Raw genomic sequence first — 24,161 nt, 5'->3', positions numbered from 1 at the left:
TACCATATTTTTAAAAGCTTTGTATAAAAGCTCATTTTTTTGCCCATTATAAAAATAGGAAGTTCATAAAAAGAAAGGGAGTTGAATCTATGAAAGTAAGACAAGATGCTTGGACGGATGAGGATGATTTATTACTTGCTGAAACTGTACTTCGTCACGTTCGAGAAGGAAGTACTCAATTAAATGCATTTGAAGAAGTGGGTGATCAATTAAATCGTACATCGGCTGCCTGTGGTTTCCGTTGGAATGCTGTTGTTCGCTATAGTTATGAACAAGCTCTTCAACTAGCAAAAAAACATCGTAAAGATAAAATGCGCGCTGCAAGCGGTGAACAAGCGAAAAAACGTTTACTTTATACACCACCAGCTTCAGATTCGATAACTGATTATGAAGAATTCGTACAAGAGGAATCAATTGTACAATATAAAGAAGCTATTCCATATAAAGAAACTACCGTTCCTGCTACAAAAAGCTCTATGACAATGCAAGATGTTATTTATTTTTTACAAACAGTCGGATCTTCAAATATAAAAGTGACAGCTCTTGAAAACGAGAATACGAGATTGAAACAAGAGATTAGAGCACAAATCCTTCGAAATGAAGAACTAGAAAAGAAACTAGAAAAATTAGAAAAACAATCTCATACTGTACAAGAAGATTACGAAACACTTATGAATATTATGAACCGAGCTCGTAAGTTGGCAGTCATGGATGACGAAGAACGTTCTCAAACATCTTTCCGAATGGATCGAAACGGTAATTTAGAAAAAATTGCAGAATAGAAAGGATGCATGTAATGCATCCTTTTTTAGTCTTTCATCTTTAAACTTTCCCTTTATATGCGAGAAAACCCCCTTCTTCATTTTTTGCTATAATAGAGATTGTCATTTTAAAGATAAGGGGTTAGTTATATGAGCAATTCCCGTTCCATTTTATCTCAGCCAGAGTGGCGTATTGTAGATCAGTCTAGTTTGGGACCAACATTCCATGCATTGCAGTCATTCGCAATGGATGACACACTGTGCACAAGCATTGGAAATGGTCAATCAGCTGCAACAATGCGTTCTTGGGTTCATCACAATACAATTGTTCTTGGCATTCAAGATTCACGCCTACCACACTTGGAAGAAGGTATTTCCTTTTTACAAGAAAACAACTTCAATGTTATCGTTCGTAATTCCGGTGGACTTGCAGTCGTACTTGATGAAGGTGTTTTAAACGTATCACTTTTATTCCAAGAGACAGAAAAAGGTATCGATATTGATCTTGGATACGATACAATGTGGCATTTAATTAAGGAAATGTTAAACGATTACGATGTTACAATCGAGGCAAAAGAAATTGTTGGTTCTTACTGTCCTGGTAGCTATGACTTAAGTATTCGCAATCAAAAATTTGCTGGCATTTCACAGCGCCGTATTCGCGGTGGTGTCGCTGTCCAAATTTATCTCTGCGCTACAGGAAGTGGCTCTGAGCGTGCCGCACTCGTTCGTGATTTCTACAACCTAGCCATTCAAGGAGAAGAAACACGCTTTACGTATCCTGAAATTATACCGAGTACGATGGCTTCACTTTCAGAATTACTTGGCGAAACTATTACAGTACAAGATTTAATGATGCGCCTTTTAAAAACACTGCAGCAATTCGCTCCAAAGTTAACACCATCTCAATTAACAATAGATGAAATACCTTTATATGAGACGAATTTACAACGTATTATTGATCGTAACAATAAAGCACTTGGCTTAGAAAAATAAAGACCGTCGCTATAATAGCGACGGTCTTTATTTCGATTCATTATAGAATTAAAGTGCTTGAGCTGCTGTAATTAAAGCTAACTTGTACACTTCTTCTTCGTTACATCCGCGAGATAGATCATTTACAGGCATATTTAAACCTTGTAAGATTGGTCCTACTGCTTCGAAGTTACCTAAACGTTGAGCGATTTTGTAGCCAATATTACCAGCTTCTAAGCTTGGGAATACAAATACGTTAGCATCACCTTTAATTGTAGAACCTGGAGCTTTTTTCTCAGCTACAGACGGTACGAATGCAGCATCGAATTGGAATTCTCCATCTAAAGTTAATTCAGGAGCCATTTCTTTTGCAATACGAGTTGCTTCTACAACTTTTTCTGTTTCTGGAGATTTCGCAGAACCTTTTGTAGAGAAGCTTAACATAGCAACGCGTGGATCAATACCGAATAGTTCAGCAGTTTTCGCACTCTCGATACCAATTTCAGCTAAATCTTGGCTGTTTGGTGCAATGTTAATTGCACAATCAGCGAATACATATTTCTCTTCTTCACGTACCATGATAAATACGCCAGAAGTTTTTGTAACGCCTGGTTTTGTTTTAATGATTTGAAGTGCTGGACGAACTGTATCAGCTGTAGAGTGAGCTGCACCACTTACTAAACCGTGTGCTTTACCCATGTATACAAGCATTGTACCGAAGTAGTTTTCGTCTTTAAGGATTTTGCGAGCGTCTTCTTCAGTTGCTTTACCTTTACGGCGTTCAACGAAAGATGCTACCATTGCATCCATTTCTTCGTATGTAGCTGGGTCATAAATATCAACGCCTGCTAATGTTAAATTCATGCTAGCAGCTTTTGCGCTAATTTCTTCTTTATTACCAACTAAAATTGGTTGTACTAACTCTTCTTTTGCTAAACGCTCTGCAGCGCCTAAAATTCTTTCATCAGTTCCTTCAGGAAGTACGATAGAAATGCCTTTTCCTTGAACTTTTTCTTTTACTGTTGTAAATAAGTTGCTCACGAATAAACCCTCCTACATATGTTAAAAAACTCTATCTTTAAGAATACTGCTTTTCCTCTATATTTTAAACTTATAGCTCCCAAAAAATAGATAAAATTAAAATGATTATATTTTCATAAAATTCAGCCTAGAAATAAATCCCCTTTAAGCCTTATCTTCTCCTATTTTCAAGTAAATTTAAATGTGACAATTTTATGCGCTAAGGTTTTATATAGATGATTTTAAAACTATATATGCTATAGTTAACGTGTAAAACTATCATTAACTGAGGTGAATAGAATGAGTGAAGCAACAACAACGTTAGATGGCTGGTATTGTTTACATGATTTACGTTCTATTGATTGGGCTGCCTGGAAAACATTATCTAGCGACGAACGCGGACAAGCTGTGTCTGAATTTTTAAATGTCGTTGAAAAATGGAACGAAGTATCTACCGCGAAAAAAGGTAGTCATGCAATGTATACTGTTGTTGGCCAAAAAGCTGATATTATGCTTATGATTTTACGTCCAACAATGGAAGAGTTAAATGAAATTGAGACAGAATTGAATAAAACAACATTAGCTGAATATATGGTTCCTGCATACTCTTACGTATCTGTTGTTGAACTAAGCAACTACCTTCCAGCTGATGAAGATCCATATCAAAACCCACAAATCTTAGCTCGCTTATATCCAGAACTACCAAAAGCAAATCACATTTGCTTCTACCCAATGGATAAGCGTCGCCAAGGTGATGACAACTGGTACATGCTTCCTATGGAAGAACGTAAAAAAATGATGTACAGTCATAGTAAAATCGGTCGCCAGTACGCAGGTAAAGTACGCCAAGTTATTTCAGGATCAGTTGGATTCGACGACTTTGAGTGGGGCGTAACATTATTCGCTGACGATGTTCTTCAATTTAAAAAACTTATATATGAAATGCGCTTCGATGAAGTAAGTGCTCGTTATGGTGAATTCGGAACATTTTTCGTTGGAAACATTTTACCAGACGAAAAGGTAGAGAAGTTTTTACACATATAGAGTGAAACTTTAATCAGTGGGGGTTTTGTTCATCCCCACTAATTATTAGCCTTCACCAATCGGGCTTTTACAAGCAGTTGATCGCCCATCTAACTTCTTTGCTTTCGCTTAATTTTTAGGTGGGGATCTTACTGCCCGGCAAATAGCGGGGCAAATCGTAAAAAAGGAACGAATTTCGTTCCTTTTTTTATTATCCTCTATATTTCTCCTCAAAAAACTTCTTTTCTCTGCAAATTTGAACAAAAATCGACAATTCTTTTCAATTTCCTTACAAAATTGTAACCTTTCTATATCCAAATTTATGCTAAAATGGTACGAGCTACATGCTAATAACGATGCGAAGGTGATAATCTATATGAAGAAAATCTTATCTATTTTACTAGCGCTTTTATTGTCAATTTCTTCCTTAGGAGTAACAACATCCCATGCGGAAAAAAAATACACATTGAAGCGGCCGCTGCACTTCTATTTGATGCAGATACAGGAAAAATACTGCATGAACAAAGTCCAGATGAATTACTAGCTATTGCTAGTATGTCAAAATTAATTGTTGTTTATGCCGTATTAGAAGCAATTAAAGAAGGAAAAATTACTTGGGATACAAAGGTAAACATTTCTGATTATGCTTATGAAGTTTCACGTAATAATGAATTCTCTAACGTTCCATTTGAAAAGGGACGTCAATATACTGTAAGAGAATTATATCATTCTATCGTTATCTTCTCTGCAAACGGATCTAGTATTGCCTTAGCAGAACTTCTTGCAGGAAGTGAGAAGAACTTCTTGAATCTTGCAAATGAACATGCAAAAAAACTAGGGTTAAAGAAATATAAATTTGTAAACGCTACTGGGTTAAATAACGCTGACTTAAAAGGAAAACACCCTGAGGGAACGGATCCGAATGGAGAAAATTCCATGTCAGCTCGCGATATGGGTATGCTTTCAAAAACAATAATTACAAAGTATCCAGAAATGCTAGAGGATACAAAACAAAGATTTAGAAACTTCCCAGATAATCATCCGAAACCAATTCGTATGGAAAACTGGAACTGGATGTTACCAGGTGCCGCTTTCTCTTATGAAGGAACAGATGGTTTAAAAACTGGTAGTTCTGATACTGCTGGATACGGATTCACTATTACAGCAAAACGTGGTGACTTACGCCTCATTTCAGTAATTATTAAAACAAAATCAATGGACGAGCGTTTCACAGAATCTCGTGAATTAATCGAATACGGATTTAATAACTTTGAGAAACAAAAATTAAAAATAGATAAAAATAATACAATTCCTGTATTAAAAGGGAAAGAAGATCAAGTGACTGTTACACCGGAAAAAGAAATAACAGTAATTGCGAAAAAAGGTAGCAAAGATCCTTATAAAATTGGGACTGAAGTAGATAAATCTCTTGCTGAAGATGGACATTTAGTCGCTCCTGTTAAAAAGGATGCAAAGGTAGGTTCCATCGTTCTAGAACCAACTGATAAATACGGATTTTTAGATGGAAATAAAAACATGAAAGTTACTGCAAAAACGACAGAAGAAGTTGAAAAGGCAAATTGGTTCGTATTAACAATGCGCTCTATTGGAGATTTTTTCTCAAACTTATGGTCTAAAGTATTTTAATGATGGAAAGCTAGCTCACGCTAGCTTTTTTTATTTTCCTCTCCATGTAAAACTTCGTTTGGTTGTCATATCTGAGTCCTTTTTCTCATACGTATGAACTAGTAATCGTTACACACTTCATCTAGAAATAAACCTCTTTCCACAAGGTATTCCAAAAAGAGAGGTGACACATAATGGGTGTTATTGCTTATAACGAAGAAGATGTAAAGTTATTAGCTAGACTGATGCGTGCTGAAGCCGAAGGAGAAGGACAACAAGGAATGTTAATGGTCGGAAACGTAGGGGTAAATCGTGTCCGCGGAAATTGTTTAGATTTTAAAAAAATACGTAATTTACGTCAAATGGTTTATCAAAATCCTGGCGGTTTTGAGGCAACGCAAAAAGGGTATTTTTATCAGCGTGCAAGAGAACAAGATATCGCATTAGCAAGGCGAACGATTCAAGGACAACGTTTTTGGCCTGCAAATTTCGCCTTATGGTTTTTTAGACCTGAAGGTCCTTGCCCACCAACTTGGTATGACCAACAAAACTCTGGACGTTTTAAAAAGCACTGCTTCTTCCAACCATCTGCCGGGGATTGCCCTAGCGTATATTAAGGAATGAAAACGAGGAGGGATTTTTGAATGGCACAGCAACAAAACCCGTATTATGGAACAGGTTTTTATCAACCATCTGGAACTTATGCACAACAGCAACAAATGACCCCACAGCAACAGCAACAACAGCAAGCGATGCAACAACAAGCTGCGCAAGCTCAATATGCCGTCTCTCAAGGCATGTTACCATTAGAACAGTCGTATATTGAAAATATTCTTCGCTTGAACAAAGGCAAGCAAGCCACCGTAGTAATGACTTATGAGCGTGGTAGTTCACTCGGTACACAATCTTATACAGGTATTATTGAGGCAGCTGGACGTGATCACATCGTTATTAGTGAACCGCAATCGGGGAAACGTTTTTTACTACTAATGATTTACTTAGATTATGTAGAATTCCCAGAAGAAATTATGTATTTACCTAGTCAACAAGCAACTTATGCTCCAAGACCATAAAAAAAGCTGGCATATGCCAGCTTTTGTTTTTTTATAAGCCTTTTACAACTGCAGTTCCGACTAAGATCCATGCCACGATAAACGCTACACCACCAAGAGGTGTAATTGGGCCAAAGAACTTAATACCTGTCGTACTTAATGCATACAAACTACCTGAAAACATAATAATCCCAGCTACCATAAGCCAGCCAGCAGTAGTTAAAAGTGATGATTGAATTTTATCCATTAATAAAGCAACTACGAATAGTCCACCTGCATGAAACATTTGATATGTAACGCCTGTTTTCCAAACTTCTAACATTTTTGCAGAAACTTTATTTTCTAAACCGTGTGCTCCAAAAGCCCCTAACGCAACAGATAGCCCTGCCGCAATACAACCTAGTAAAAAGAAAATTTTCATCTTAATTCCCCTTTTTTTACCTTTATCATAAGCAATTTTTTCATATAAGCCAAACGATTTATCTTCTAAAAATCAAATAAAGAATTACCGTTTGCGCCTTCTTCTTTTATATAAACAGGTTCTCCAGAAACCGGCATAACTGGTTGAACTGTCGTCATAGGCTGAGATCCAATTACTTGTGATGGAATCTCAGGTTCTCTATACATAGAAGGCTCAGCTTGTTCATCTAATAATAAATCACATAACGCTCGCACAACTAATAAATGCGCTTTTGATTGTTGCCCTTCACTGCTTTTTGCCTTTGCAATTTCATTCGCCATTTTATTTAAAATCTTATCGCTCGATATTTGCATTCCTTGTCACCTCTTACTTTGTAGTTCTTTCTCAAATTGTCCTAGCTTCTCTACTGAACCAAACACTATTATCATATCATGTTCTCGTAGTTTTTCCTGCCCTGTTGGATTATGTATAACATCCCCATTTCTCAAAATCGCTAAAATTGTTACATCAAATTGATTTCTCACATCACTCTCTAGTAACGATTTACTAGCTAAAATAGAACCTTTGCCGACTGCAATTTCTTCAATTACAAATGACTGTTCCACGCCATATAGTACTGTATCAATATAATGAACTGTTAGCGGATTCGCAATACCTTTTGCAATATGAATTCCTGCCATGCTAGATGGATTAATCACCTTATTTGCCCCAGCACGCTTTAATTTGTCTTCAGTTTCCGGTTTTTCCGCCCTTGCCACAATTTTAATTGCATCGTTTAGCCCTCTTGCTGTTAATGTAATAAATACATTTTCAGCATCATTTGCTACGATAGCAACTAAACCGGCTGCCTTTGAAATTCCCGCATGATGTAACACTTGATCTTCCGTTGCATCTCCGTGTACATACAAAAGTTTTTCCTTCTCTAATATACTTTCATCTTTATCCACGACGACAAATGGAATTTTCTTTTCTTGCAATTCATGTACAACTTGAAGCCCCACTCTACCACAACCACATACGATAATATGATTTTGTAACTGTGCTATTTGTTTATCCATCTTCTTCCTCCGTACTGCATGAAATAAATTCCCTTCAATAATCATAGCTGCCACTACACCAATTGCATACGTAACAATACCGACTCCAACCGGTATGATAAGAAGCGCAAAAACTTTTCCTGCCTGTGTTACAGGAACGGCATCTCCGTACCCAACAGTTAATACAGTAATCATCGTCATCCAAAATGCTTGAAACAAACTAATCTCTTCAATCGCCATAAATCCTAACGTTCCTAGAATTACAACAAAGGTCATACATATAACTGCTATCCATAATTGCTTCCGTGCATTCATATCGTGTTTCAACTCTTTTCTCTATCTACAATCTTTGCCAGTGGAAATGAAATACATATATACTAGATACGGAATCTATGAAAGAGGTTGATATAATGAAAACATTTCTTTCCGCCTTACAATGGGCGCTATTTATTTTAGCTGGGAGCCTTATTGTACCAATTAGCGTCGCAACTAATTATGGTCTCGATGGCACTGAAGCTATTGCATTCGTACAAAGAACATTATTTGTTCTTGGCTTTGCCGGCCTACTGCAAGCTATATTTGGGCATAAACTTCCTATTCAAGAAGGTCCTTCAGGCCTTTGGTGGGGCATTTTCTCTCTTTATGCAAGTTTAGGTATCGTATTATTTGGATCCAGCAACGAAACGCTTAAAGTACTTCAGTACGCCTTCCTATTAAGTGGTATCATTTGTATTATTCTTAGTGTTTTTGGACTCATCGATAAACTAGTGCGCTATTTTACACCGACAGTAATTGGAACATATTTATTTCTTCTCGTCGCGCAACTTAGCGGGTCCTTCTTAAAGGGAATGTTCGGTCTTGACGGACAACATACAGAGGTACAAGCTGACGTATTTATTCTTTCACTCATTGTTATTTTACTATCCTTTTTCATCATGAAGCTACCTATTATTGGACAATATTCCGTTCTTTTCAGTATCGTCTGCGGCTGGATATTATTCGCATGCTTCGGATTATCAAATCCAGTAACGCCTGTGACAGATATAATCCGTTTTCCGTCTCTATTTGTTTTCGGAATGCCTCGTATTGAATGGAACATGGCAATTACGGTAGTTTTCGTTACACTATTACTTCTAACAAATATGTTAGCAAGTATTCGCGTTGTGCAAAGGATTGTCTCTAAGTATGAAAAGAATGCAGCACCAGATCGTTTCAAACAAGCCGGTATTATAACAGGAATAAATCAATTGCTAGGAGGCCTTTTTTCAGCTATTGGACCTGTCGCGATTTCTGGATCAGCAGGATTTATTGCAACGACTAATATTTATAAACGACTCCCATTTATGTTAGGGTCAAGCTTTATTATTTTCGTTAGTATATTCCCAAAGATTACTTCATTCTTTGCGGCGATACCTGTCGCAGTCGGATATGCTGCCATTTACCCTGTATTTGCAAGCATGATTGGCCTTGCCTTTCGCGAATACGAAACAGTACAAGATAAAGAACGGTTATTTAAAGTAGCAGGTCTTTCAATCTTTACAGGAGTCGGAGTTATGTTTGTTCCAGCAGGAGCATTTTCTACACTCCCGCCGTTTCTAGCATCGTTTTTAAGTAACGGTCTTGTTCTTGGATCTGTAATGGCAATTTTGCTCGAAATACTATTTTCTCGTTCTACAGAAAAACAACCATCGTAAATTGGAAAACTTCCATTATTGCACTCTATCTTTAGAGTTGTTACGATAATGATAAAGTTAAACTTTAATCAATGAGAGCTATTCATCTTTACTAATGATTAGCTCTCACCGATCGGGCATTAGCAGTATAAATTATCATGGGCAACGTGCTCGTGGTAATTTATACTAAAAATACAGAACTTCTTCTAGCTTCACAAAAAGAAGTTCGATGTCTTACTATATATTCCCCAATATCTTCATAAAACTTTATTTCTATTTCAACAAAGAGAGGAATTTTCAATATGACTTATAAAATGATTGTTTTAGATTTAGATGATACTTTATTACGTGACGACCATACCATTTCACCTCGTACGAAAGAGGCTCTAATGACTGCACAAGAGCAAGGTGTAAAAGTTGTACTTGCTTCTGGACGTCCAACATTCGCAATGCGTGCAATCGCAAAAGAATTGCAATTAGAGGAGTACGGTAGCTTTATTCTTTCATTTAATGGTGCAAAAATTATTAACTGTAAAACAGATGAAGAGTTATTCAGTAGTACATTATCCCCTGAAATCGTTCACAGTCTTTACGATATTAGTAAAGAAGAAAATGTATGGATTCACACATACATTGGTGACGATATTATCACTGAAAAAAACAACTCTTATACAGAAATTGAAGGTCAAATTACGGGTATGCCAATCGTAGAAGTAAATAACCTGAAAGAATCTGTACAACAACCAGTTGTAAAAGTGTTAATGGTAGAAAATCCAGAACATTTACAAACGGTAGAATCAAAACTACAAAAACAACTAGAAGGCCAATTAAGTGTTATGCGTTCTAAACCATTCTTCTTAGAATTTACTGAAGCCGGTGTTACAAAAGGAACAAGCTTAAACCAACTGATTCAAAAACTTGGCATTAAGCGCGAAGAAGTTATCGCAATGGGCGATAGCTATAACGATCAGGCAATGATCGAATTCGCCGGTCTTGGTGTTGCAATGGGCAATGCACCAGATGATATTAAAGAAATTGCAAACTACGTAACAGATACAAATATGAACGATGGCGTTGCAAAAGTTGTAGAGAAGTTCGTACTAAAAAGAGAAGCACTTGTTTAATATTTTCACTCATAAAACCTATTTGAAGTCAAACACTTCAAATAGGTTTTTATTTAAATTCTCATGCTTTTGTGACTATATTTTGAACTTTGCACTATTCTCGTAGTGTAAACTTTCTTTTTGTATATAATGGAACAAAATAGACTATTTTATTTTGAAAAAGAATACAAATTTACTATATACAAGCATACATTAAAGGAGGCTACTTCATGTTATCTACACCAATCGGACGATTAAGAGCAATCGGCTTAATTGAGGGGATTTCTTTCCTATTACTATTATTTGTAGCAATGCCATTAAAATATTTTGCAGGATTTGCAACAGCCGTTAAAATTACAGGTATGGCTCATGGTGTTTTATTTATTCTATTCATCTTTGCGGTAATTCAAGTAACAATCGTACACCGCAAATCAATTGCATGGGCACTTGGGGCATTTGTTTCATCAGTTATCCCATTCGGTACTTTTGTACTAGATGCAAAATTAAAGAACGAACAACAATAATAGCAAAAAGGTAGTTAACGACTGTTAACTACCTTTTTTATTTACAAATTTGGAATTTCCCAATCAATTTCTCTCTCGCCCATATTAGCTAAAATCGTATTTACTTTAGAGTATGGCTTACTACCAAAGAAACCACGTCTTGCCGATAATGGGCTCGGATGTACAGACTCGATAATATGATGCTTCGTATTCGTAATTAACTTTTTCTTCGCCTGTGCATGACGTCCCCACAATATGAAAATAACCGGTTTTTCACGTTCATTTAATAGCTCAATTACACGATCTGTGAAATGCTCCCAACCTTTTCCCTTATGAGAATTGGCTTCACCTTGTCGAACTGTTAATACCGTATTTAATAATAAAACCCCTTGCTCTGCCCACTTTACTAAATAACCGTTATTCGGGATTTCATAACCATATTCATCTCGAAGTTCTTTATACATATTTAGCAATGACGGTGGCGTTTTAATGCCGGGCTGTACTGAAAAGCTTAAACCATGTGCTTGATCCGGTCCATGATATGGATCTTGCCCTAAAATAACGACCTTTGTATTTTCATAACTTGTATACTCTAGAGCGCTAAAAATATCTTCTATCCTTGGATAAACAACATGTGTACTGTACTCTTCTTTCAAAAAATCAGCCAGCTTACGATAATATTCTTTCTCAAATTCTGGTGCCAATAATGGCTCCCAATCATTTTTTAAAACATTTTTCATGCTTTCACTTCCCGTCCAATTAATTCACCATATCCTGTTTTGTAAATACTACAAACGAAATAATAAGGGATATAACTGCCCAAACCGTTAAATTCATTAAAGAGAACCCCATCGATAAGCCTTGTAATGCAGGTAATTTTCCTGATAGATAGTCTGTTAATGATAAATTCACACTAAAAATATATTTCGCACCCTCCCAAGATGTTGCAAACGAGCTTAAAATGCCACCTGCGATTAATGCGGCTAACATAACGCCCATACCGGCTGGTGTATTTCGAATTAAAACAGAAACCATAAATGATATAGTTCCGACAACGATAGCAACAAACCAAGCTAACCCATACGCCATCAAGACGTATTGCCACTGCGGAATAAGGTGTACAAAATTCGTATTTAACGTTTCCTTATCAATAACAAACCCAGTTAAAACAGGCAAATTCCATCCCGAGTATCCAAATACAAGCCCAGATAATATGTAAGCAAACAAACCGACAAGAAGCAGTATGAGTGAAATGAAAAATAACATCGTCACGTACTTACTAAGAAGTATTTTCCAGCGCCGAATCGGCCGTGTAAGTAGCATCTTCATCGTTCCATCACTTCGCTCTCCTGAAACAATATCGATAGCGACAATCATTACGAGAAGCGGAATAAACAATGTAATTCCTTGCTCAATAAACGACCTTACAAAAGTGGGTGCACCCGGTGCCATCGGGTTAATATCATGATCTAAATAATATTGTTGCTGCTCCACTCTTACCTTTAGCCAATCACGCCATTCTTCTGGTAGTCTAGAATTGTTCAAGCGGTTTTGAGAATCAACAATTTGTTGTTGTAATGAAACTTTCCAATCCGTCGTACCGAGCCTTTTTTGTGTCGTTTCTACTTCACGATACTGCGCATACACGAAAAGTGGGATCAAGATTGCTAAAATAAGCATGACAACAAAAATACGTTTCTTACGATAAATTTTTTCCGATTCATTTAAGACTAGATTCGCAAATTCACGCATGCTGCTCACCCCTTGTGAGTTCAATAAATAAATCTTCTAGCGTAAATACAAGCTCCTTAACGCTATGTACATCTATCCCGTTTTCTACAAAATGTTTATTCCAATTACTTATAGATGCGATATTCATGCGGCATAGTAATCGATCACCTTCTATACTCACTTCTCTTACTTCCTCAGCATCTTCTAGCATATTTTTCGCCTTAGAAATCGGTGTAACAATCCATTCTACACGATCACTTGCTGTTTTAATTAACTCTTCAACCTTGGCAACTGTTATCATCTTTCCTTTATGAATAATAGCAACGCGATCACATATCATTTGCACTTCACTTAGCAAATGACTTGAAATAAACACACTCATATTTTCTTCTTTCACAAGCTTATGTATAAATTCCCTAAGTTCTCTAATCCCAGCTGGGTCTAAACCATTTGTTGGCTCATCTAATATGAGCAATTTTGGATTTCCAAGAAGCGCTTGCGCAATACCAAGACGCTGTTTCATACCGAGTGAGTATGTTTTTACCTTATCGTGAATTCTTTCATCTAAATGAACCATTTGAGCAATTTCAATAATACGTTCATCTGATATACCACCTAACATACGGGCAAATTGTTTTAAATTTTCCCATCCCGTTAAATAGGTATACAGTTCTGGGTTTTCAACGATACTCCCAATTTGACGCATCGCTTCTCTGAAATTTTCCTTAATAGAATAACCGCCGATAGAAATCGTGCCTTCTGTTTCTTTAATCAATCCAACTAACATTCGAATTGTAGTTGTTTTTCCGGCACCATTCGGCCCTAGGAAGCCGAACACTTCCCCTTGTTTTACATCGAAGGAAATATTCTCTACAATTGTCTTCTTTCCAATTACCTTCTTCACGTCACGTACGGAAAGTATCGTCGTCATTTTACCCCTCCTTGTTCTAGTTTTAATTTACTCGCAACATTTTGAACTAATCGGTCCGCCATATATGTATATCCTATTTCATTCGGATGGAAATGGTCGGAGTATAATAAATCTTTCCCACGGTTTTGGAATAAATCAAATGTCGGTGTAATATACACATTTTTATTATTTATCGCTAATTTTTCTAAAGATGCATTCCAGTCTACAACGATGTTTGAAGAACCTTTTAAATCTTCTACATCTTCAAAAGGATTGTATAAACCAAGCCAAAAAATAGGGCTATCTGTATTTAACTTACGAATTTCTTCTATTATTTTCTTCGCTTCATTTTGGAACGTCGCTGTATCAGGACGGTATGTTTCTAAATCTATCTTTTCAAGCGATTCCCACCCTGGAAATAAATCATTTCCTCCAATTGTTAAAACGATTACATCTGCTTGCTTAATTGAATATTGAGCGCCACTACTCTCAATTTGTTTTAATAGGTCGGGCATTTTTGCACCACTAACAGCTAAGTTTGTTAATGCAACCTTTTGCTTATAATCTTTTTGTAAATCTTCTTTCATCCGTCCAACATAGCCAATTCCTTCTTTATCACCAACACCGCGTGTTAATGAATCACCTAAACTAACGATTTGTAACGTTCCCGTTTTCTTTTTCTCTTTTGCCACTACATCGGTCTTTTTAATTAAATTTGAAGCTTTCGGATTTAATACATCATTTACACCTGAAACAAAGCCATATGCAAATAAACAGAAAGATGCAATTGTAATGAGTAGAATTACTTTTACTACTTTTGATCTCATATCAAAACCCCTTTTAGCCCTCATAGATTGTCCATAATTATACCAAACGCAATTTTGAAAAGCGATTTTCAAACCTTATCTATTATGTTGTTTCCCTATGTACTAATTCTGGCAATAACTCTACGTGCCTTATATCGATTTGCTCATCATTAATCTTTTCATATAATAATTCAAATGCCTTCACACCAACATTTTTACTACAATACGAAATCGTCGTAATGCCTAAAATATCTGCCACATCTTGATCATCACAACCGATAATCGTAATATCTTCCGGAATACGAATGCCTTGTTTTTTCGCTTCCGTTACCATCCCCGCGGCAATATGGTTGCAAGATACAAGAAACGCTGTTGGTTTTACTGACATACGTGTCCATTCCCTAATCACATTACGCCCATCTTCCACTGTAAAACAGCCTTTAAACTTCCAAGCCTCTATCGGTGTTACAGCAATCTGTTGAAGCGAATCTTCATATGCTTGTTTTCTTCTCTGACTATTAATGCTATTACTTCTTCCAATGCAATACCCAATACTTGTATGGCCCGCATCTATTAAGCTTTTCATTCCGCGCGAAAACACTTTATAGTAATCAATATGCACACTCGAAATGAAATTCGAGTCGATTTCTTCGCACATAACAATAGGGCCGAATTTCGTATATTCTTCAAGCTTTTCCTTACTATTCGCCCGCGAACATATAATAACCCCATCAAGTTTTTTCATTTTTAACATATTTAAAATTTCTAATTCCCTTTCCTCACTATAATTCGTCTGACAAAGCATCATATTATAATTATTCTTTGCTGTTTCCTTTGATATTCCCTCGATAATAGCGCTATAATATTGATCATTTACGTGCGGTAATAAAACGCCAATTACATTCGTTTTTCCTTTCACTAAATGAATTGCATTCACATTTTGCGTATAATTTAATTCTTCTATAATTGCTAAAATTTCTTTTCGTTTCTGTTCATTCACATATGGATGATTATTTAGTACACGTGAAACAGTTGAAACAGATACCCCAGCAAGCTCAGCAATCTTCCTTATATTCGTCATCTCATTTTCCCCTTCCCTGCAAAAATTCTCCCTTGACCTGGTAAGCTTTCCACAATATATCCTTTCCTAGCAAATACATTTTGAAAGGATATACAACTATGCTTCGATTCAAATTAGAATATATATTTTTCATTGGCGGTCTACTCACTCTCGCCATCGGTATTAATATGATGACGACAATTACTTCCTTTGGACTTAGCCCTTATGATTCCTTCTTTATTGCACTATATCAAAATTTCGGGATAAGTATCGGTTTTTGGATTTTCATGATTAACTTTGCATTTACTCTTATCGTACTCTTTTGGAATAAAAAACAAATAACAATTGGTACAATTGTAACGATGGTTCTTATTTCTCTTTTTGTTGATTGGATTGGTTCCATTCCAACTATTATGGACGCTATCCGTTCTCTTCCAAAATATATAACACTTATTTGCGGAAATCTATTCGTTGGAGCTGGGATTGGTCTTTACGTCTCTACAAACCTTTGCGCAGCACCTCAAGAAGCTTTCGTTTTAACGGTTGCTGAGAAAAAGAAATGGACATTTAGAAGAACAGAAATTTCGTTAGCGTTTTTATTTTTAACATTAAGCTTCCTATTAGATGGACCTATCTATTTTGGAACAATCATCTTATCCTTTACAACAGGCTGGATTATCCAAGCATTTATTCAAATTGGTACGAAGATTTTAAATAGAAAAGAGCCTATTAAGCAAGCTGCTTAACAGGCTCTTTCTGTTTTATGAGAAGAGATACTACTTAGCATCCCCTTCAATTCGATAGTTTGCTTTCAAACAATCTATTTCTTCATACCCTTGCAACGTATGTAGAATATAATCATAATCAGCAAGAGACGCACGATGCGTCACAATTACAATTTCAGCCTTCCCTTTCTCTTCAAGCGGCATTTGAATAATCTTTTCAAAGCTAACGCCACGCTCAGAGAATAATGAAGTAATTTTTGCAAATACACCAATTTCATCTTTTACATGAAGTCTTAAAAATTTCTTCACAACAATTTCTTCTCGCTCTTTTAATACTTTTTTATACTGCGGGGATACCGCACTATTTCCGTTTACACCTAATCTAATATTTTGCATTACAGCTACTAAATCTGAAACAACAGCTGTTGCTGTCGGTAAACTTCCTGCACCTGGTCCATAAAACATCGTTTCTCCGACCGCTTCACCATACACATATACAGCGTTATATTCGTTTTGTACGGCCGCAAGAGGATGTGTATTTGGAAGTAGTGTCGGTTCAACCGTCACCTCTAATTTTTCACCATCTCGCTTCGCAAGACCGATTAATTTAATCGTGTATCCTAAACTCTTACTGTATTCAATATCTTCTTCTGTAATAGAAGTAATCCCTTTTACCTTCACATCTCCAAGCTCTACATTTGTAGAAAAACCAAGGGTAGCCAAAATCGTCATTTTTCTCGCTGCATCTAAACCTTCCACATCTGATGTTGGATCTGCTTCTGCAAATCCAAGTTGTTGGGCTTCTTTTAACACGTCGTTATATGCTCTCCCTTCATCTGACATTTTCGTCAAAATAAAATTTGTCGTTCCATTTACAATTCCCATTACTTTCGTAATAAGATCTGAAGAAAGTCCTTCTACGATACTTCGTAAAATCGGAATCCCTCCGGCTACACTTGCTTCATAAAACAAATCTGCTTTATTATCTTTTGCTACCGCTAAGAGTTCCGCCCCATGTAACGCCATTAAATCTTTATTGGCAGTCACAACATGCTTCCCGCTCTGTAAGGCTTGCAAAATATATGCTTTTGCATCATCAATGCCACCCATCACTTCGATGACAACGTCAATATTTGGATTATCTAAAATTTCATTTGCATCTTGTGTTAATAGAGTAGAAGGTACCTCTACCTCTCTCTCTTTTTCAATATTTTGTACTAGTACTTTCGTTACTTTTACAGGACAACCTACTTGGTGGATAAGTCGCTCTTGATGATCTGTAATGATACGAACTACACCACTCCCAACTGTCCCAAGACCTAATAAACCAACTTGAATTTCTTTCATAATACTGTCCACCCCTCAAAAATTGTGTTTAGATGAAATTATATGAGTAAAAAATCTGAAAAACAATGTTTTTTGAACATTCGGAAAAATATAAGTTAATCTTTACAAAGAAAACGTTGCCACGTGTTACACAATCTTTTTTTATAATACATAAGGGGTTTCTTGATACACGTAATAATTCAGCCAATTAGAGAATAATAGATTCCCATGGCTTCTCCACCTTACAAGTGGTTTCTCATTTGGATTATTATGCTTAAAATAATTTTTCGGCACATCAATATTTAACCCTTTTTGGCGGTCCCGTTCGTATTCTTGCTTTAACGTATCACAACTATATTCACTATGCCCGAGCGCAAACACTTGCCTTCCTTCTTGCCCAATGACAAGGTGAACACCTGCTTCCTCAGAATTTGCTAATAATGTTAAGTCTGTCACCTCTCTAATATCACTCTCTCGTACTTCTGTATGACGAGAATGCGGGGCAAAAAACAATTCATCAAACCCTTGTAACAATTTCACATGTTGCTCTCGAACTTCATGTTCAAATACACCGAACATTTTTTCCTTAAGAGGATACTTTGGAACACCATAATGATGATACAAGCCAGCCTGTGCCCCCCAACAAATATGAAGCGTAGATGTTACATTCTTTTTTGAATACTCCATAATACGTTTAAGCTCTTCCCAATAATCTACCTCTTCAAAAGAAAGAGTTTCAACTGGTGCTCCTGTAATAATAAGTCCATCAAATTTCTCATTCTCAATATCACGAAATGTTTTATAGAAACTCGTTAAATGGTCCTGCGCTACATTGCGAGACAAATGTGATTCCATATGAAGTAAGTGAACATCTAATTGCAACGGTGTGTTGCCAATTAAACGAAGTAATTGCGCTTCTGTTTCTTGCTTTGTAGGCATTAAATTTAAGATAGCAATTTTCAATGCCCGGATATCTTGTGTTTCTGCTCGCTCCTTCGTCATTACAAAAATATTTTCCTTCTGCAACACTTTGCGAGCTGGTAAATCTCTATCAATTATGATCGGCATGTTCTTTGCCTCCGACTAGCGCTGCTTCTAAATCTGCAATAATATCAGAAACATCTTCTATACCAACCGATAAACGAATTAAATCTGATGTAACGCCAGCTAGACGCTGATCTTCAGCACTTAATTGTCTATGCGTTGTGCTAGCAGGATGTATAACACAAGTTCGTGCATCCGCTACATGCGTTACGAGAGTTGCTAGTTTTACATTTGCGATAAATTCTTTCGCTGCTTCTAATCCGCCCTTAATGCCGAATGTTAAAACACCACTAGCACCTTTTTTCAAATACGTTTGTGCTAACGAGTAATTTTCATTGCTATCTAATCCCGGATAATTCACCCATTCAATACGTTCATGGTTAGCAAGCCACTTAGCAACTGCGAGAGCATTTTCACTATGACGCTCCATTCTTAAATGTAGCGTTTCTAAGCCGATATTGCTAATATACGCATTGAATGGGCTCATACAGTTTCCATAGTCTCTTAATAATTGAACACGTGCCTTCACAATATACGCTGCTGCACCAAAATTTTGAACGTAACTTACGCCGTGATAACTTGGATCCGGTTCAACAAGTTCAGGATATTTCCCATTTGTCCAATCGAAGTTCCCTCCGTCAATGACAATGCCGCCTAAAGAGCTTGCATGACCATCAATATATTTCGTCGTAGAATGAACGATAATATTTGCTCCGTGCTCAAATGCTTGGCATAAATAAGGAGTTGCTAATGTATTATCCACGATAAAAGGTACTTCTAACTCTTTCGCTGCATCTGAAAATTCTTTGAAATTTAAAACGTTCATCGCTGGATTTCCTAACGACTCTGCATAAACAAGTTTCGTCTTATCATTAGCAAGGGCCACAATTTCATCAGCACTTAAATTCGGATTAAAGAACGTAACGTCAATACCAAGCTTACGCAAACTCACTCCAAATAAATTAAACGTTCCGCCATAAACTGTGGAAGAACAAAGCAAGTGGTCTCCGCTACTACAAATATTTAAAACAGCAAGCATAATAGCAGCCTGCCCAGAAGCCGTTGCAACAGCTCCTACACCACCCTCTAAATCCGCTAACTTTTGCTCAAATGCAGCTAAAGTAGGATTTCCAATACGCGTATATATATATCCTTCTGCCTCTAAATTAAATAGCGCTGCTAAATCATCTGAAGTATCGTATTTATACGTTGTACTTTGATAAAGTGGCAAAACACGCGGTTCACCATTCTTTGGTGTATAGCCACCTTGCACACAAATTGTTCCTTTTCCCCATGATTCTCCCATCTCTCATTCTCCTTTCTTTTATACAAAATAAAAAACTGCTCCTTTCCTGAAAACAAGAAAGGAGCAGTTTGAAAACACGCTCTAAAGGCTCTTTCTTATCTTTCAGGATTATTACCTGCAGGATTTGGCACAATTCCGTTATACGGCTGTTGCCAAGGTTTCATCGGGCCTGTCCCTCCACCTTTTCTTGATAAGACTATGCAATTACCGTTGATTTTATAGCAATAATTTCCTAATGTCAAACAGTTTTTCTGAATGTTCTAAATTAAATACAAAGAATTTGACATGCATAACAAAAGAAATATATTCCATATCCATTTGAAAAAGACCTTTTAAAACCCACGATTACTATATAAAATTAAGTAAGTAGTTTAACTGTATACATTTCAAATTCTCACGAGACCTCAATATATTGAATAAGCCCACCTCTCAAAAAGATACTATACATATTCCTTTCACAGTAGCATATTTAATCCTTTCGACATTAAAACTTACATAACGGAGGTATAACATGACAAACACAAAGGACATGCACTATATACTCGTCCTATACGGCATTCTTTTAGGCTCTATAGTAGGAGCTACAGTCTGGCTATTTTTAGTTACAATAAATATCGGCATTCACTTTATTTGGGGATACTTACCTACTATTTTCTCTTCTCCCCCGTATTACACTATTTGTGTAACAACTATCGGTGGTATTCTCGTTGGTTTAACCCAAAAATACTTCGGCATATATCCACGTCTTATGCCGGAAGTGATGGGTGAATATAAAAAAACTGGTAGAATTGAATACCGTTTTGTACATAAAGCTACTTTAACTGCGATTATCGTTTTAATATTTGGAGCTAGCTTAGGTCCCGAAGCAGCACTTGTTGGAATTATCGGTGGACTTTGTACATGGGTAGGGGATCGCTTTACATTTGCCTTAAAAGGAATGAATGAACTAACAGAGGTTGGAATTGGCGCTACTTTAAGTGTAATTTTTAACGCGCCATTATTCGGTTATTTAGCTCCAAATGAAAATGAGGGTGAGCAAATTAACGAATTTTCTAAAGGAAAAAAAGCAATTGTATATTTAGCTACCACTTTCGCTGGCTTTTCCGTTTATTTATTACTTAGTAAATTCGATAATCGCGGATCCTTTATCGTTGATTTTGGGGAAGGTTCCCTTTCTCTTAATGAATGGATCGCCTTTCTACCACTTGCTAGTATTGGTGCTATAGTTGGTTTCTTTTATTTCAAATTTGAATTCACATTAGAGAAATTAATCCATCCCTTCAGGGAATACAAACTATCACTTGGAATTATCGGTGGTATTTTATTAGGAATTACAGGAACTTTTCTCCCGTACACGTTATTCTCAGGAGAACATCAATTAAAAGATTTAGTCGTTGAATGGAGTCATTTATCTTTCTGGGTACTACTTCTTTCAGGTGTTTTAAAATTATGTATTACTGCCGTTTGTTTAAATACAGGTTGGCGCGGTGGACATATTTTCCCAATTATATTTGCTGGATCTAGTATCGGATATGCTATAGCTTCCATTATCCCGATAGATCCAATCGCTTCGGTAGCCATCGTCACGACAGCAATTTCAAGCTATGCATTAAGAAAACCAATTGCTATAACATTACTATTACTCATGTTTTTCCCGCTCAATTTACTATTACCGATGCTTGGAGCGGCAGCGATTGGTAATACATTTCCACTTCCTAAAAATAACGAAGCTGCAAACGAATAAAAATAGGCAGTAGGGACAAAAGTTCCACTGCCTATTTTTATTACACACGTTGCTTCAATAACGCGTATAACTCTTCAAAATTTTGTACTTCATATGTTGGCACAATCTCGCTATTATTTGATTTCTTTTCTGGATTAAACCAACAAGTATCAATTCCCGCTACATATCCACCTTTCATATCAGCACTTAACGAATCCCCAATAATGAGCCCTTCTTCAGGGGAAAAATTAGGAATTCGTTCAAAAACATAATCAAAATACTCTTTCATCGGCTTTTGGAATCCCGTATCTTCAGAAACGAAAATATCTTTAAACAAGGCATGTAATCCTGCATTACGTAAACGTTTATCTTGCGTCTTAGAAATACCGTTTGTCACTATATATAAATCGTACTCACTTTGAATTTGACTTATAAATTCAAACGCACCTTGCATAAGTTGGTCTCCTTCTTCTAAGTAGCTACGATAATTATTTTCGAATAATACTCCATCTACTTCTTCCCCGTACTCTTTAAACAAAATTGAAAACCGCGTATTTACAACTTCATCACGGTTCATTTCACCTTCCTCAAAAGCATCCCAAAGACTTTTATTAATTTTTTTATAGTGCCCTTCAACCTCGCTAGTTAGAGGAATCCCTTTCTCTTCAAACAGCATACGTAACGCCATTTTCTCCGCCTTCTGAAAATCTAACAATGTATCATCTACATCAAATAGCAATGTTTTATATTTTTTCATAAGCCCTTCACACTCTCTTTTCTACAAAAACAAATTTACGTAAATCGTATCATTCCTTCTTGTAAACATAATAGGAGATATCTCATACTAAACATGAGGTGAAAATATGAAAGTCAGCAAAAATAGCGAAGAAATCTCTCATTACATGCAAACTTACAACGTCCATACTCTTTTTTCTTTTAATGTCTTACCGTATGCTGAACTACATTCCTTTCAAAAGAGAGAAAGGATATGTAATGAAGGCGTTGATGTTCCTTATCTTTATTACTTAATTTCCGGAAAAGCGAAAATATATATGAGTCACAAAAACGGGAAGGTCTCCTTAATTAACTTTATTCAAGCACCTTCGTTCATTGGAGAATTAGGGTTAATTGGCGTTGAATCCGTTACGAAAACGGTGGAAGTGATTGAAGATTGTATGTGCTTAGCGCTCCCTCTTAAAGATTGTCAGCATCTTTTATTGCAAGATGCTACCTTTCTACAGAAACTATGTAAATTTATCGGCGAAAAAACAATTAGCCGAACAGAAAGTTACGCCAAAAACAATAGTTATCCGTTCAAAAATCGATTAGCGGCTTTTATTCTATTAACAGAACAAAATAACAGTTATACAGAAAAACATACCGAGGCTTCGGAATACTTAAATGTCAGCTACCGCCATCTTTTATACGTATTAAACCAGTTTTGCCAGCAAAATTACTTAAAAAAAGACGGAAGAACCTATTACATACAAGATCGAATTCAATTAGAAAAACTGGCTGATGAACTTAAAATATAAAAAAGTAGCATTAACGTTTATCTGTTAATGCTACTTTTTTCGAGTGACGATTCTATTTTCAATTAAAATTTACTTGCCACTTTAGCTGCTTCTTCAAGACCAGCTGTAATGATTTCTTCTGCTTTATCTGGGAATTGGTTATGTCCTTCAATAACTACTGTTTCCATATTTGTTGCACCGAAGAAGCCCATCATGCTTGCTACATATTTAACAGCCATTTCTACTTCAGCTGCTGGACCTTCAGAATATACGCCGCCGCGCGCGTTTAATAATGCAATCTTCTTATCTCCAATTAGACCAACTGGACCTTCTGGCGTATATTTAAACGTTTTGCCAGCTCGGTTTAAATAATCAATATATGTGTGTAGCACTGCTGGAATCGTTAAGTTCCATAATGGGAAACCGAAAACGACTTTATCAGCTTCTAAAAATTGATTTAAATACTTATCAGCAACTGCTACTGCTTTTGCTTCCTCTTCAGTTAAATCAAATCCTTTACCTGCTTTGAATGTACCATTAATCATATCTACGCCTACATATGGTAATTCTTCTTTATATAAATCAAGTTCTACTACTGTATCATTTGGATGTGCTTCTTTATAGTTTGCTAAAAATGCCTCGTATAATTTCACACTAACTGCTTGTTCCGCTGGGCGGTTGTTTGCTTTTACAAATAAAACTGTTGCCATTGTTTTTCCTCCTAGTACTCACTCTTCTGTTGTTATATGCTTTCAAAAAAGGTATCCCTTGTAATTGTTGTTTTGTTGCTTACAAACATATTTTATCTTTATATCAAGACAA

General features: G+C 36.3%; 25 protein-coding genes, 1 pseudogene and 1 riboswitch. Of the genes and pseudogenes, 12 read left to right on the top strand and 14 right to left on the bottom strand.

What is annotated here, in order from left to right:
• Positions 1–89 precede the first annotated feature (89 nt).
• Both CER22_RS03855 and CER22_RS03850 read left to right on the top strand, forming a co-directional pair.
• Positions 90–782, top strand: a complete 693-nt coding sequence (locus CER22_RS03855) for an RsfA family transcriptional regulator (protein ID WP_087981931.1) — start codon at positions 90–92, stop codon at positions 780–782.
• A gap of 129 nt (positions 783–911) precedes the next feature.
• Positions 912–1,757, top strand: a complete 846-nt coding sequence (locus tag CER22_RS03850) for a lipoate--protein ligase family protein (RefSeq protein ID WP_088608216.1) — start codon at positions 912–914, stop codon at positions 1,755–1,757.
• Between the two features lie 48 nt (positions 1,758–1,805).
• Here CER22_RS03850 and pta read toward each other — a convergent pair whose 3' ends face one another.
• On the bottom strand, positions 1,806–2,777 hold the full coding sequence (pta, locus tag CER22_RS03845) for a phosphate acetyltransferase (protein WP_000067226.1): 972 nt from the start codon (positions 2,775–2,777) through the stop codon (positions 1,806–1,808).
• 279 nt (positions 2,778–3,056) lie between these two features.
• Here pta and hemQ point away from each other — a divergent pair, with 279 nt between their 5' ends.
• The 4 genes and pseudogenes from hemQ to gerQ all read left to right on the top strand — a co-directional run bounded on the left by hemQ (position 3,057) and on the right by gerQ (position 6,478).
• Positions 3,057–3,800: a hydrogen peroxide-dependent heme synthase gene (hemQ, locus tag CER22_RS03840; protein ID WP_001287602.1), complete on the top strand. Its 744-nt coding sequence runs from the start codon at positions 3,057–3,059 to the stop codon at positions 3,798–3,800.
• A 355-nt stretch (positions 3,801–4,155) separates the two neighbouring features.
• Positions 4,156–5,426, top strand: a pseudogene (locus tag CER22_RS03835) (serine hydrolase).
• Between the two features lie 173 nt (positions 5,427–5,599).
• Positions 5,600–6,022, top strand: a complete 423-nt coding sequence (cwlJ, locus tag CER22_RS03830; protein ID WP_000538157.1) for a cell wall hydrolase CwlJ — start codon at positions 5,600–5,602, stop codon at positions 6,020–6,022.
• 27 nt (positions 6,023–6,049) lie between these two features.
• Complete coding sequence (gerQ, locus tag CER22_RS03825) at positions 6,050–6,478, top strand: spore coat protein GerQ (protein ID WP_000068635.1); 429 nt, start codon at positions 6,050–6,052, stop codon at positions 6,476–6,478.
• 31 nt (positions 6,479–6,509) lie between these two features.
• Here the strand turns inward: gerQ and CER22_RS03820 are convergent, their stop codons facing one another.
• From CER22_RS03820 to CER22_RS03810, 3 genes are all read right to left on the bottom strand, one after another.
• Positions 6,510–6,878 carry a DUF423 domain-containing protein gene (locus CER22_RS03820; protein ID WP_000688322.1) on the bottom strand — a complete coding sequence of 123 codons (369 nt, stop codon included), beginning with the start codon at positions 6,876–6,878 and terminating at the stop codon, positions 6,510–6,512.
• Positions 6,879–6,943: 65 nt separating this feature from the next.
• A complete protein-coding gene (locus CER22_RS03815; protein ID WP_001167358.1) occupies positions 6,944–7,231 on the bottom strand; it encodes a YwdI family protein in 288 nt (95 codons plus the stop codon).
• Positions 7,232–7,237: 6 nt separating this feature from the next.
• The gene (locus CER22_RS03810; protein WP_137034927.1) at positions 7,238–8,230 is read right to left on the bottom strand and encodes a potassium channel family protein; all 993 of its coding nucleotides are present in this window, start codon (positions 8,228–8,230) and stop codon (positions 7,238–7,240) included.
• A gap of 95 nt (positions 8,231–8,325) precedes the next feature.
• Here CER22_RS03810 and CER22_RS03805 point away from each other — a divergent pair, with 95 nt between their 5' ends.
• The 3 genes from CER22_RS03805 to CER22_RS03795 all read left to right on the top strand — a co-directional run bounded on the left by CER22_RS03805 (position 8,326) and on the right by CER22_RS03795 (position 11,215).
• Positions 8,326–9,609 (top strand): purine/pyrimidine permease, encoded by a 1,284-nt coding sequence (locus CER22_RS03805; RefSeq protein WP_142293426.1) that lies wholly within the window; start codon positions 8,326–8,328, stop codon positions 9,607–9,609.
• Between the two features lie 281 nt (positions 9,610–9,890).
• Positions 9,891–10,712, top strand: a complete 822-nt coding sequence (locus tag CER22_RS03800; protein WP_046955486.1) for a Cof-type HAD-IIB family hydrolase — start codon at positions 9,891–9,893, stop codon at positions 10,710–10,712.
• Between the two features lie 209 nt (positions 10,713–10,921).
• Entirely contained in the window at positions 10,922–11,215 is a 294-nt protein-coding gene (locus tag CER22_RS03795; protein WP_000953389.1) for a DUF3817 domain-containing protein, read from the top strand.
• Positions 11,216–11,256: 41 nt separating this feature from the next.
• On the opposite strand, the gene CER22_RS03790 is transcribed toward CER22_RS03795, so the two are convergent.
• From CER22_RS03790 to CER22_RS03770, 5 genes are read right to left on the bottom strand one after another with little or no spacing between them, the layout of a single operon-like run.
• The gene (locus CER22_RS03790; RefSeq protein WP_088608213.1) at positions 11,257–11,934 is read right to left on the bottom strand and encodes a uracil-DNA glycosylase; all 678 of its coding nucleotides are present in this window, start codon (positions 11,932–11,934) and stop codon (positions 11,257–11,259) included.
• Between the two features lie 19 nt (positions 11,935–11,953).
• The gene (locus CER22_RS03785; RefSeq protein WP_088608212.1) at positions 11,954–12,946 is read right to left on the bottom strand and encodes an ABC transporter permease subunit; all 993 of its coding nucleotides are present in this window, start codon (positions 12,944–12,946) and stop codon (positions 11,954–11,956) included.
• Positions 12,939–13,856, bottom strand: coding sequence for an ABC transporter ATP-binding protein (locus tag CER22_RS03780; protein ID WP_088608211.1), 918 nt, complete (start codon positions 13,854–13,856; stop codon positions 12,939–12,941). Before CER22_RS03780 ends, CER22_RS03785 begins: the two co-directional genes overlap by 8 nt.
• Complete coding sequence (locus tag CER22_RS03775; protein WP_176551453.1) at positions 13,853–14,734, bottom strand: SGNH/GDSL hydrolase family protein; 882 nt, start codon at positions 14,732–14,734, stop codon at positions 13,853–13,855. Before CER22_RS03775 ends, CER22_RS03780 begins: the two co-directional genes overlap by 4 nt.
• A gap of 10 nt (positions 14,735–14,744) precedes the next feature.
• Positions 14,745–15,722, bottom strand: a complete 978-nt coding sequence (locus CER22_RS03770; protein ID WP_088065057.1) for a LacI family DNA-binding transcriptional regulator — start codon at positions 15,720–15,722, stop codon at positions 14,745–14,747.
• A 98-nt stretch (positions 15,723–15,820) separates the two neighbouring features.
• Here CER22_RS03770 and CER22_RS03765 point away from each other — a divergent pair, with 98 nt between their 5' ends.
• Positions 15,821–16,447, top strand: coding sequence for a YczE/YyaS/YitT family protein (locus tag CER22_RS03765; RefSeq protein ID WP_088065058.1), 627 nt, complete (start codon positions 15,821–15,823; stop codon positions 16,445–16,447).
• Positions 16,448–16,477: 30 nt separating this feature from the next.
• Here CER22_RS03765 and CER22_RS03760 read toward each other — a convergent pair whose 3' ends face one another.
• The 3 genes from CER22_RS03760 to CER22_RS03750 all read right to left on the bottom strand — a co-directional run bounded on the left by CER22_RS03760 (position 16,478) and on the right by CER22_RS03750 (position 20,102).
• The gene (locus CER22_RS03760) at positions 16,478–17,773 is read right to left on the bottom strand and encodes a homoserine dehydrogenase (RefSeq protein ID WP_088608209.1); all 1,296 of its coding nucleotides are present in this window, start codon (positions 17,771–17,773) and stop codon (positions 16,478–16,480) included.
• 141 nt (positions 17,774–17,914) lie between these two features.
• Positions 17,915–18,820, bottom strand: coding sequence for a homoserine O-acetyltransferase MetA (gene metA, locus CER22_RS03755; protein ID WP_048542768.1), 906 nt, complete (start codon positions 18,818–18,820; stop codon positions 17,915–17,917).
• On the bottom strand, positions 18,804–20,102 hold the full coding sequence (locus CER22_RS03750; protein ID WP_000504750.1) for a bifunctional O-acetylhomoserine aminocarboxypropyltransferase/cysteine synthase: 1,299 nt from the start codon (positions 20,100–20,102) through the stop codon (positions 18,804–18,806). The genes metA and CER22_RS03750 overlap by 17 nt, the downstream gene beginning before the upstream one ends.
• 92 nt (positions 20,103–20,194) lie before the next feature.
• A riboswitch (SAM riboswitch) is annotated at positions 20,195–20,299 on the bottom strand.
• Positions 20,300–20,613: 314 nt separating this feature from the next.
• On the opposite strand from CER22_RS03750, the gene CER22_RS03745 reads away from it, so the two are divergent.
• A complete protein-coding gene (locus CER22_RS03745; protein WP_088608208.1) occupies positions 20,614–21,846 on the top strand; it encodes a chloride channel protein in 1,233 nt (410 codons plus the stop codon).
• A 40-nt stretch (positions 21,847–21,886) separates the two neighbouring features.
• On the opposite strand, the gene CER22_RS03740 is transcribed toward CER22_RS03745, so the two are convergent.
• Positions 21,887–22,582 carry a YjjG family noncanonical pyrimidine nucleotidase gene (locus tag CER22_RS03740; protein WP_048542774.1) on the bottom strand — a complete coding sequence of 232 codons (696 nt, stop codon included), beginning with the start codon at positions 22,580–22,582 and terminating at the stop codon, positions 21,887–21,889.
• 106 nt (positions 22,583–22,688) lie between these two features.
• On the opposite strand from CER22_RS03740, the gene CER22_RS03735 reads away from it, so the two are divergent.
• Positions 22,689–23,360: a transcriptional regulator YeiL gene (locus CER22_RS03735; RefSeq protein WP_088608207.1), complete on the top strand. Its 672-nt coding sequence runs from the start codon at positions 22,689–22,691 to the stop codon at positions 23,358–23,360.
• Between the two features lie 62 nt (positions 23,361–23,422).
• Here CER22_RS03735 and CER22_RS03730 read toward each other — a convergent pair whose 3' ends face one another.
• Positions 23,423–24,049 carry an FMN-dependent NADH-azoreductase gene (locus CER22_RS03730; RefSeq protein ID WP_000246726.1) on the bottom strand — a complete coding sequence of 209 codons (627 nt, stop codon included), beginning with the start codon at positions 24,047–24,049 and terminating at the stop codon, positions 23,423–23,425.
• Between the last annotated feature and the right edge of the window lie 112 nt (positions 24,050–24,161).

Origin of the sequence: Bacillus sp. K2I17 (assembly GCF_002209985.1) — a bacterium.
Taxonomy (GTDB): Bacteria; Bacillota; Bacilli; order Bacillales; family Bacillaceae_G; genus Bacillus_A; species Bacillus_A wiedmannii.
The sequence above is the reverse complement of the archived record's forward strand: the minus strand, read 5'-3'. Positions and strand labels throughout refer to the sequence as shown.

What these genes read in the sequence shown, in the direction of transcription:
- CER22_RS03855 (WP_087981931.1), top strand. Translation starts at nt 90, where the DNA reads ATGAAAGTAAGACAAGATGCTTGGACGGATGAGGATGATTTATTACTT.
- CER22_RS03850 (WP_088608216.1), top strand. Translation starts at nt 912, where the DNA reads ATGAGCAATTCCCGTTCCATTTTATCTCAGCCAGAGTGGCGTATTGTA.
- hemQ (WP_001287602.1), top strand. Translation starts at nt 3,057, where the DNA reads ATGAGTGAAGCAACAACAACGTTAGATGGCTGGTATTGTTTACATGAT.
- cwlJ (WP_000538157.1), top strand. Translation starts at nt 5,600, where the DNA reads ATGGGTGTTATTGCTTATAACGAAGAAGATGTAAAGTTATTAGCTAGA.
- gerQ (WP_000068635.1), top strand. Translation starts at nt 6,050, where the DNA reads ATGGCACAGCAACAAAACCCGTATTATGGAACAGGTTTTTATCAACCA.
- CER22_RS03820 (WP_000688322.1), bottom strand. Translation starts at nt 6,878, where the DNA reads ATGAAAATTTTCTTTTTACTAGGTTGTATTGCGGCAGGGCTATCTGTT.
- CER22_RS03815 (WP_001167358.1), bottom strand. Translation starts at nt 7,231, where the DNA reads ATGCAAATATCGAGCGATAAGATTTTAAATAAAATGGCGAATGAAATT.
- CER22_RS03810 (WP_137034927.1), bottom strand. Translation starts at nt 8,230, where the DNA reads ATGAATGCACGGAAGCAATTATGGATAGCAGTTATATGTATGACCTTT.
- CER22_RS03805 (WP_142293426.1), top strand. Translation starts at nt 8,326, where the DNA reads ATGAAAACATTTCTTTCCGCCTTACAATGGGCGCTATTTATTTTAGCT.
- CER22_RS03800 (WP_046955486.1), top strand. Translation starts at nt 9,891, where the DNA reads ATGACTTATAAAATGATTGTTTTAGATTTAGATGATACTTTATTACGT.
- CER22_RS03795 (WP_000953389.1), top strand. Translation starts at nt 10,922, where the DNA reads ATGTTATCTACACCAATCGGACGATTAAGAGCAATCGGCTTAATTGAG.
- CER22_RS03790 (WP_088608213.1), bottom strand. Translation starts at nt 11,934, where the DNA reads ATGAAAAATGTTTTAAAAAATGATTGGGAGCCATTATTGGCACCAGAA.
- CER22_RS03785 (WP_088608212.1), bottom strand. Translation starts at nt 12,946, where the DNA reads ATGCGTGAATTTGCGAATCTAGTCTTAAATGAATCGGAAAAAATTTAT.
- CER22_RS03780 (WP_088608211.1), bottom strand. Translation starts at nt 13,856, where the DNA reads ATGACGACGATACTTTCCGTACGTGACGTGAAGAAGGTAATTGGAAAG.
- CER22_RS03770 (WP_088065057.1), bottom strand. Translation starts at nt 15,722, where the DNA reads ATGACGAATATAAGGAAGATTGCTGAGCTTGCTGGGGTATCTGTTTCA.
- CER22_RS03765 (WP_088065058.1), top strand. Translation starts at nt 15,821, where the DNA reads ATGCTTCGATTCAAATTAGAATATATATTTTTCATTGGCGGTCTACTC.
- CER22_RS03760 (WP_088608209.1), bottom strand. Translation starts at nt 17,773, where the DNA reads ATGAAAGAAATTCAAGTTGGTTTATTAGGTCTTGGGACAGTTGGGAGT.
- metA (WP_048542768.1), bottom strand. Translation starts at nt 18,820, where the DNA reads ATGCCGATCATAATTGATAGAGATTTACCAGCTCGCAAAGTGTTGCAG.
- CER22_RS03750 (WP_000504750.1), bottom strand. Translation starts at nt 20,102, where the DNA reads ATGGGAGAATCATGGGGAAAAGGAACAATTTGTGTGCAAGGTGGCTAT.
- CER22_RS03745 (WP_088608208.1), top strand. Translation starts at nt 20,614, where the DNA reads ATGACAAACACAAAGGACATGCACTATATACTCGTCCTATACGGCATT.
- CER22_RS03740 (WP_048542774.1), bottom strand. Translation starts at nt 22,582, where the DNA reads ATGAAAAAATATAAAACATTGCTATTTGATGTAGATGATACATTGTTA.
- CER22_RS03735 (WP_088608207.1), top strand. Translation starts at nt 22,689, where the DNA reads ATGAAAGTCAGCAAAAATAGCGAAGAAATCTCTCATTACATGCAAACT.
- CER22_RS03730 (WP_000246726.1), bottom strand. Translation starts at nt 24,049, where the DNA reads ATGGCAACAGTTTTATTTGTAAAAGCAAACAACCGCCCAGCGGAACAA.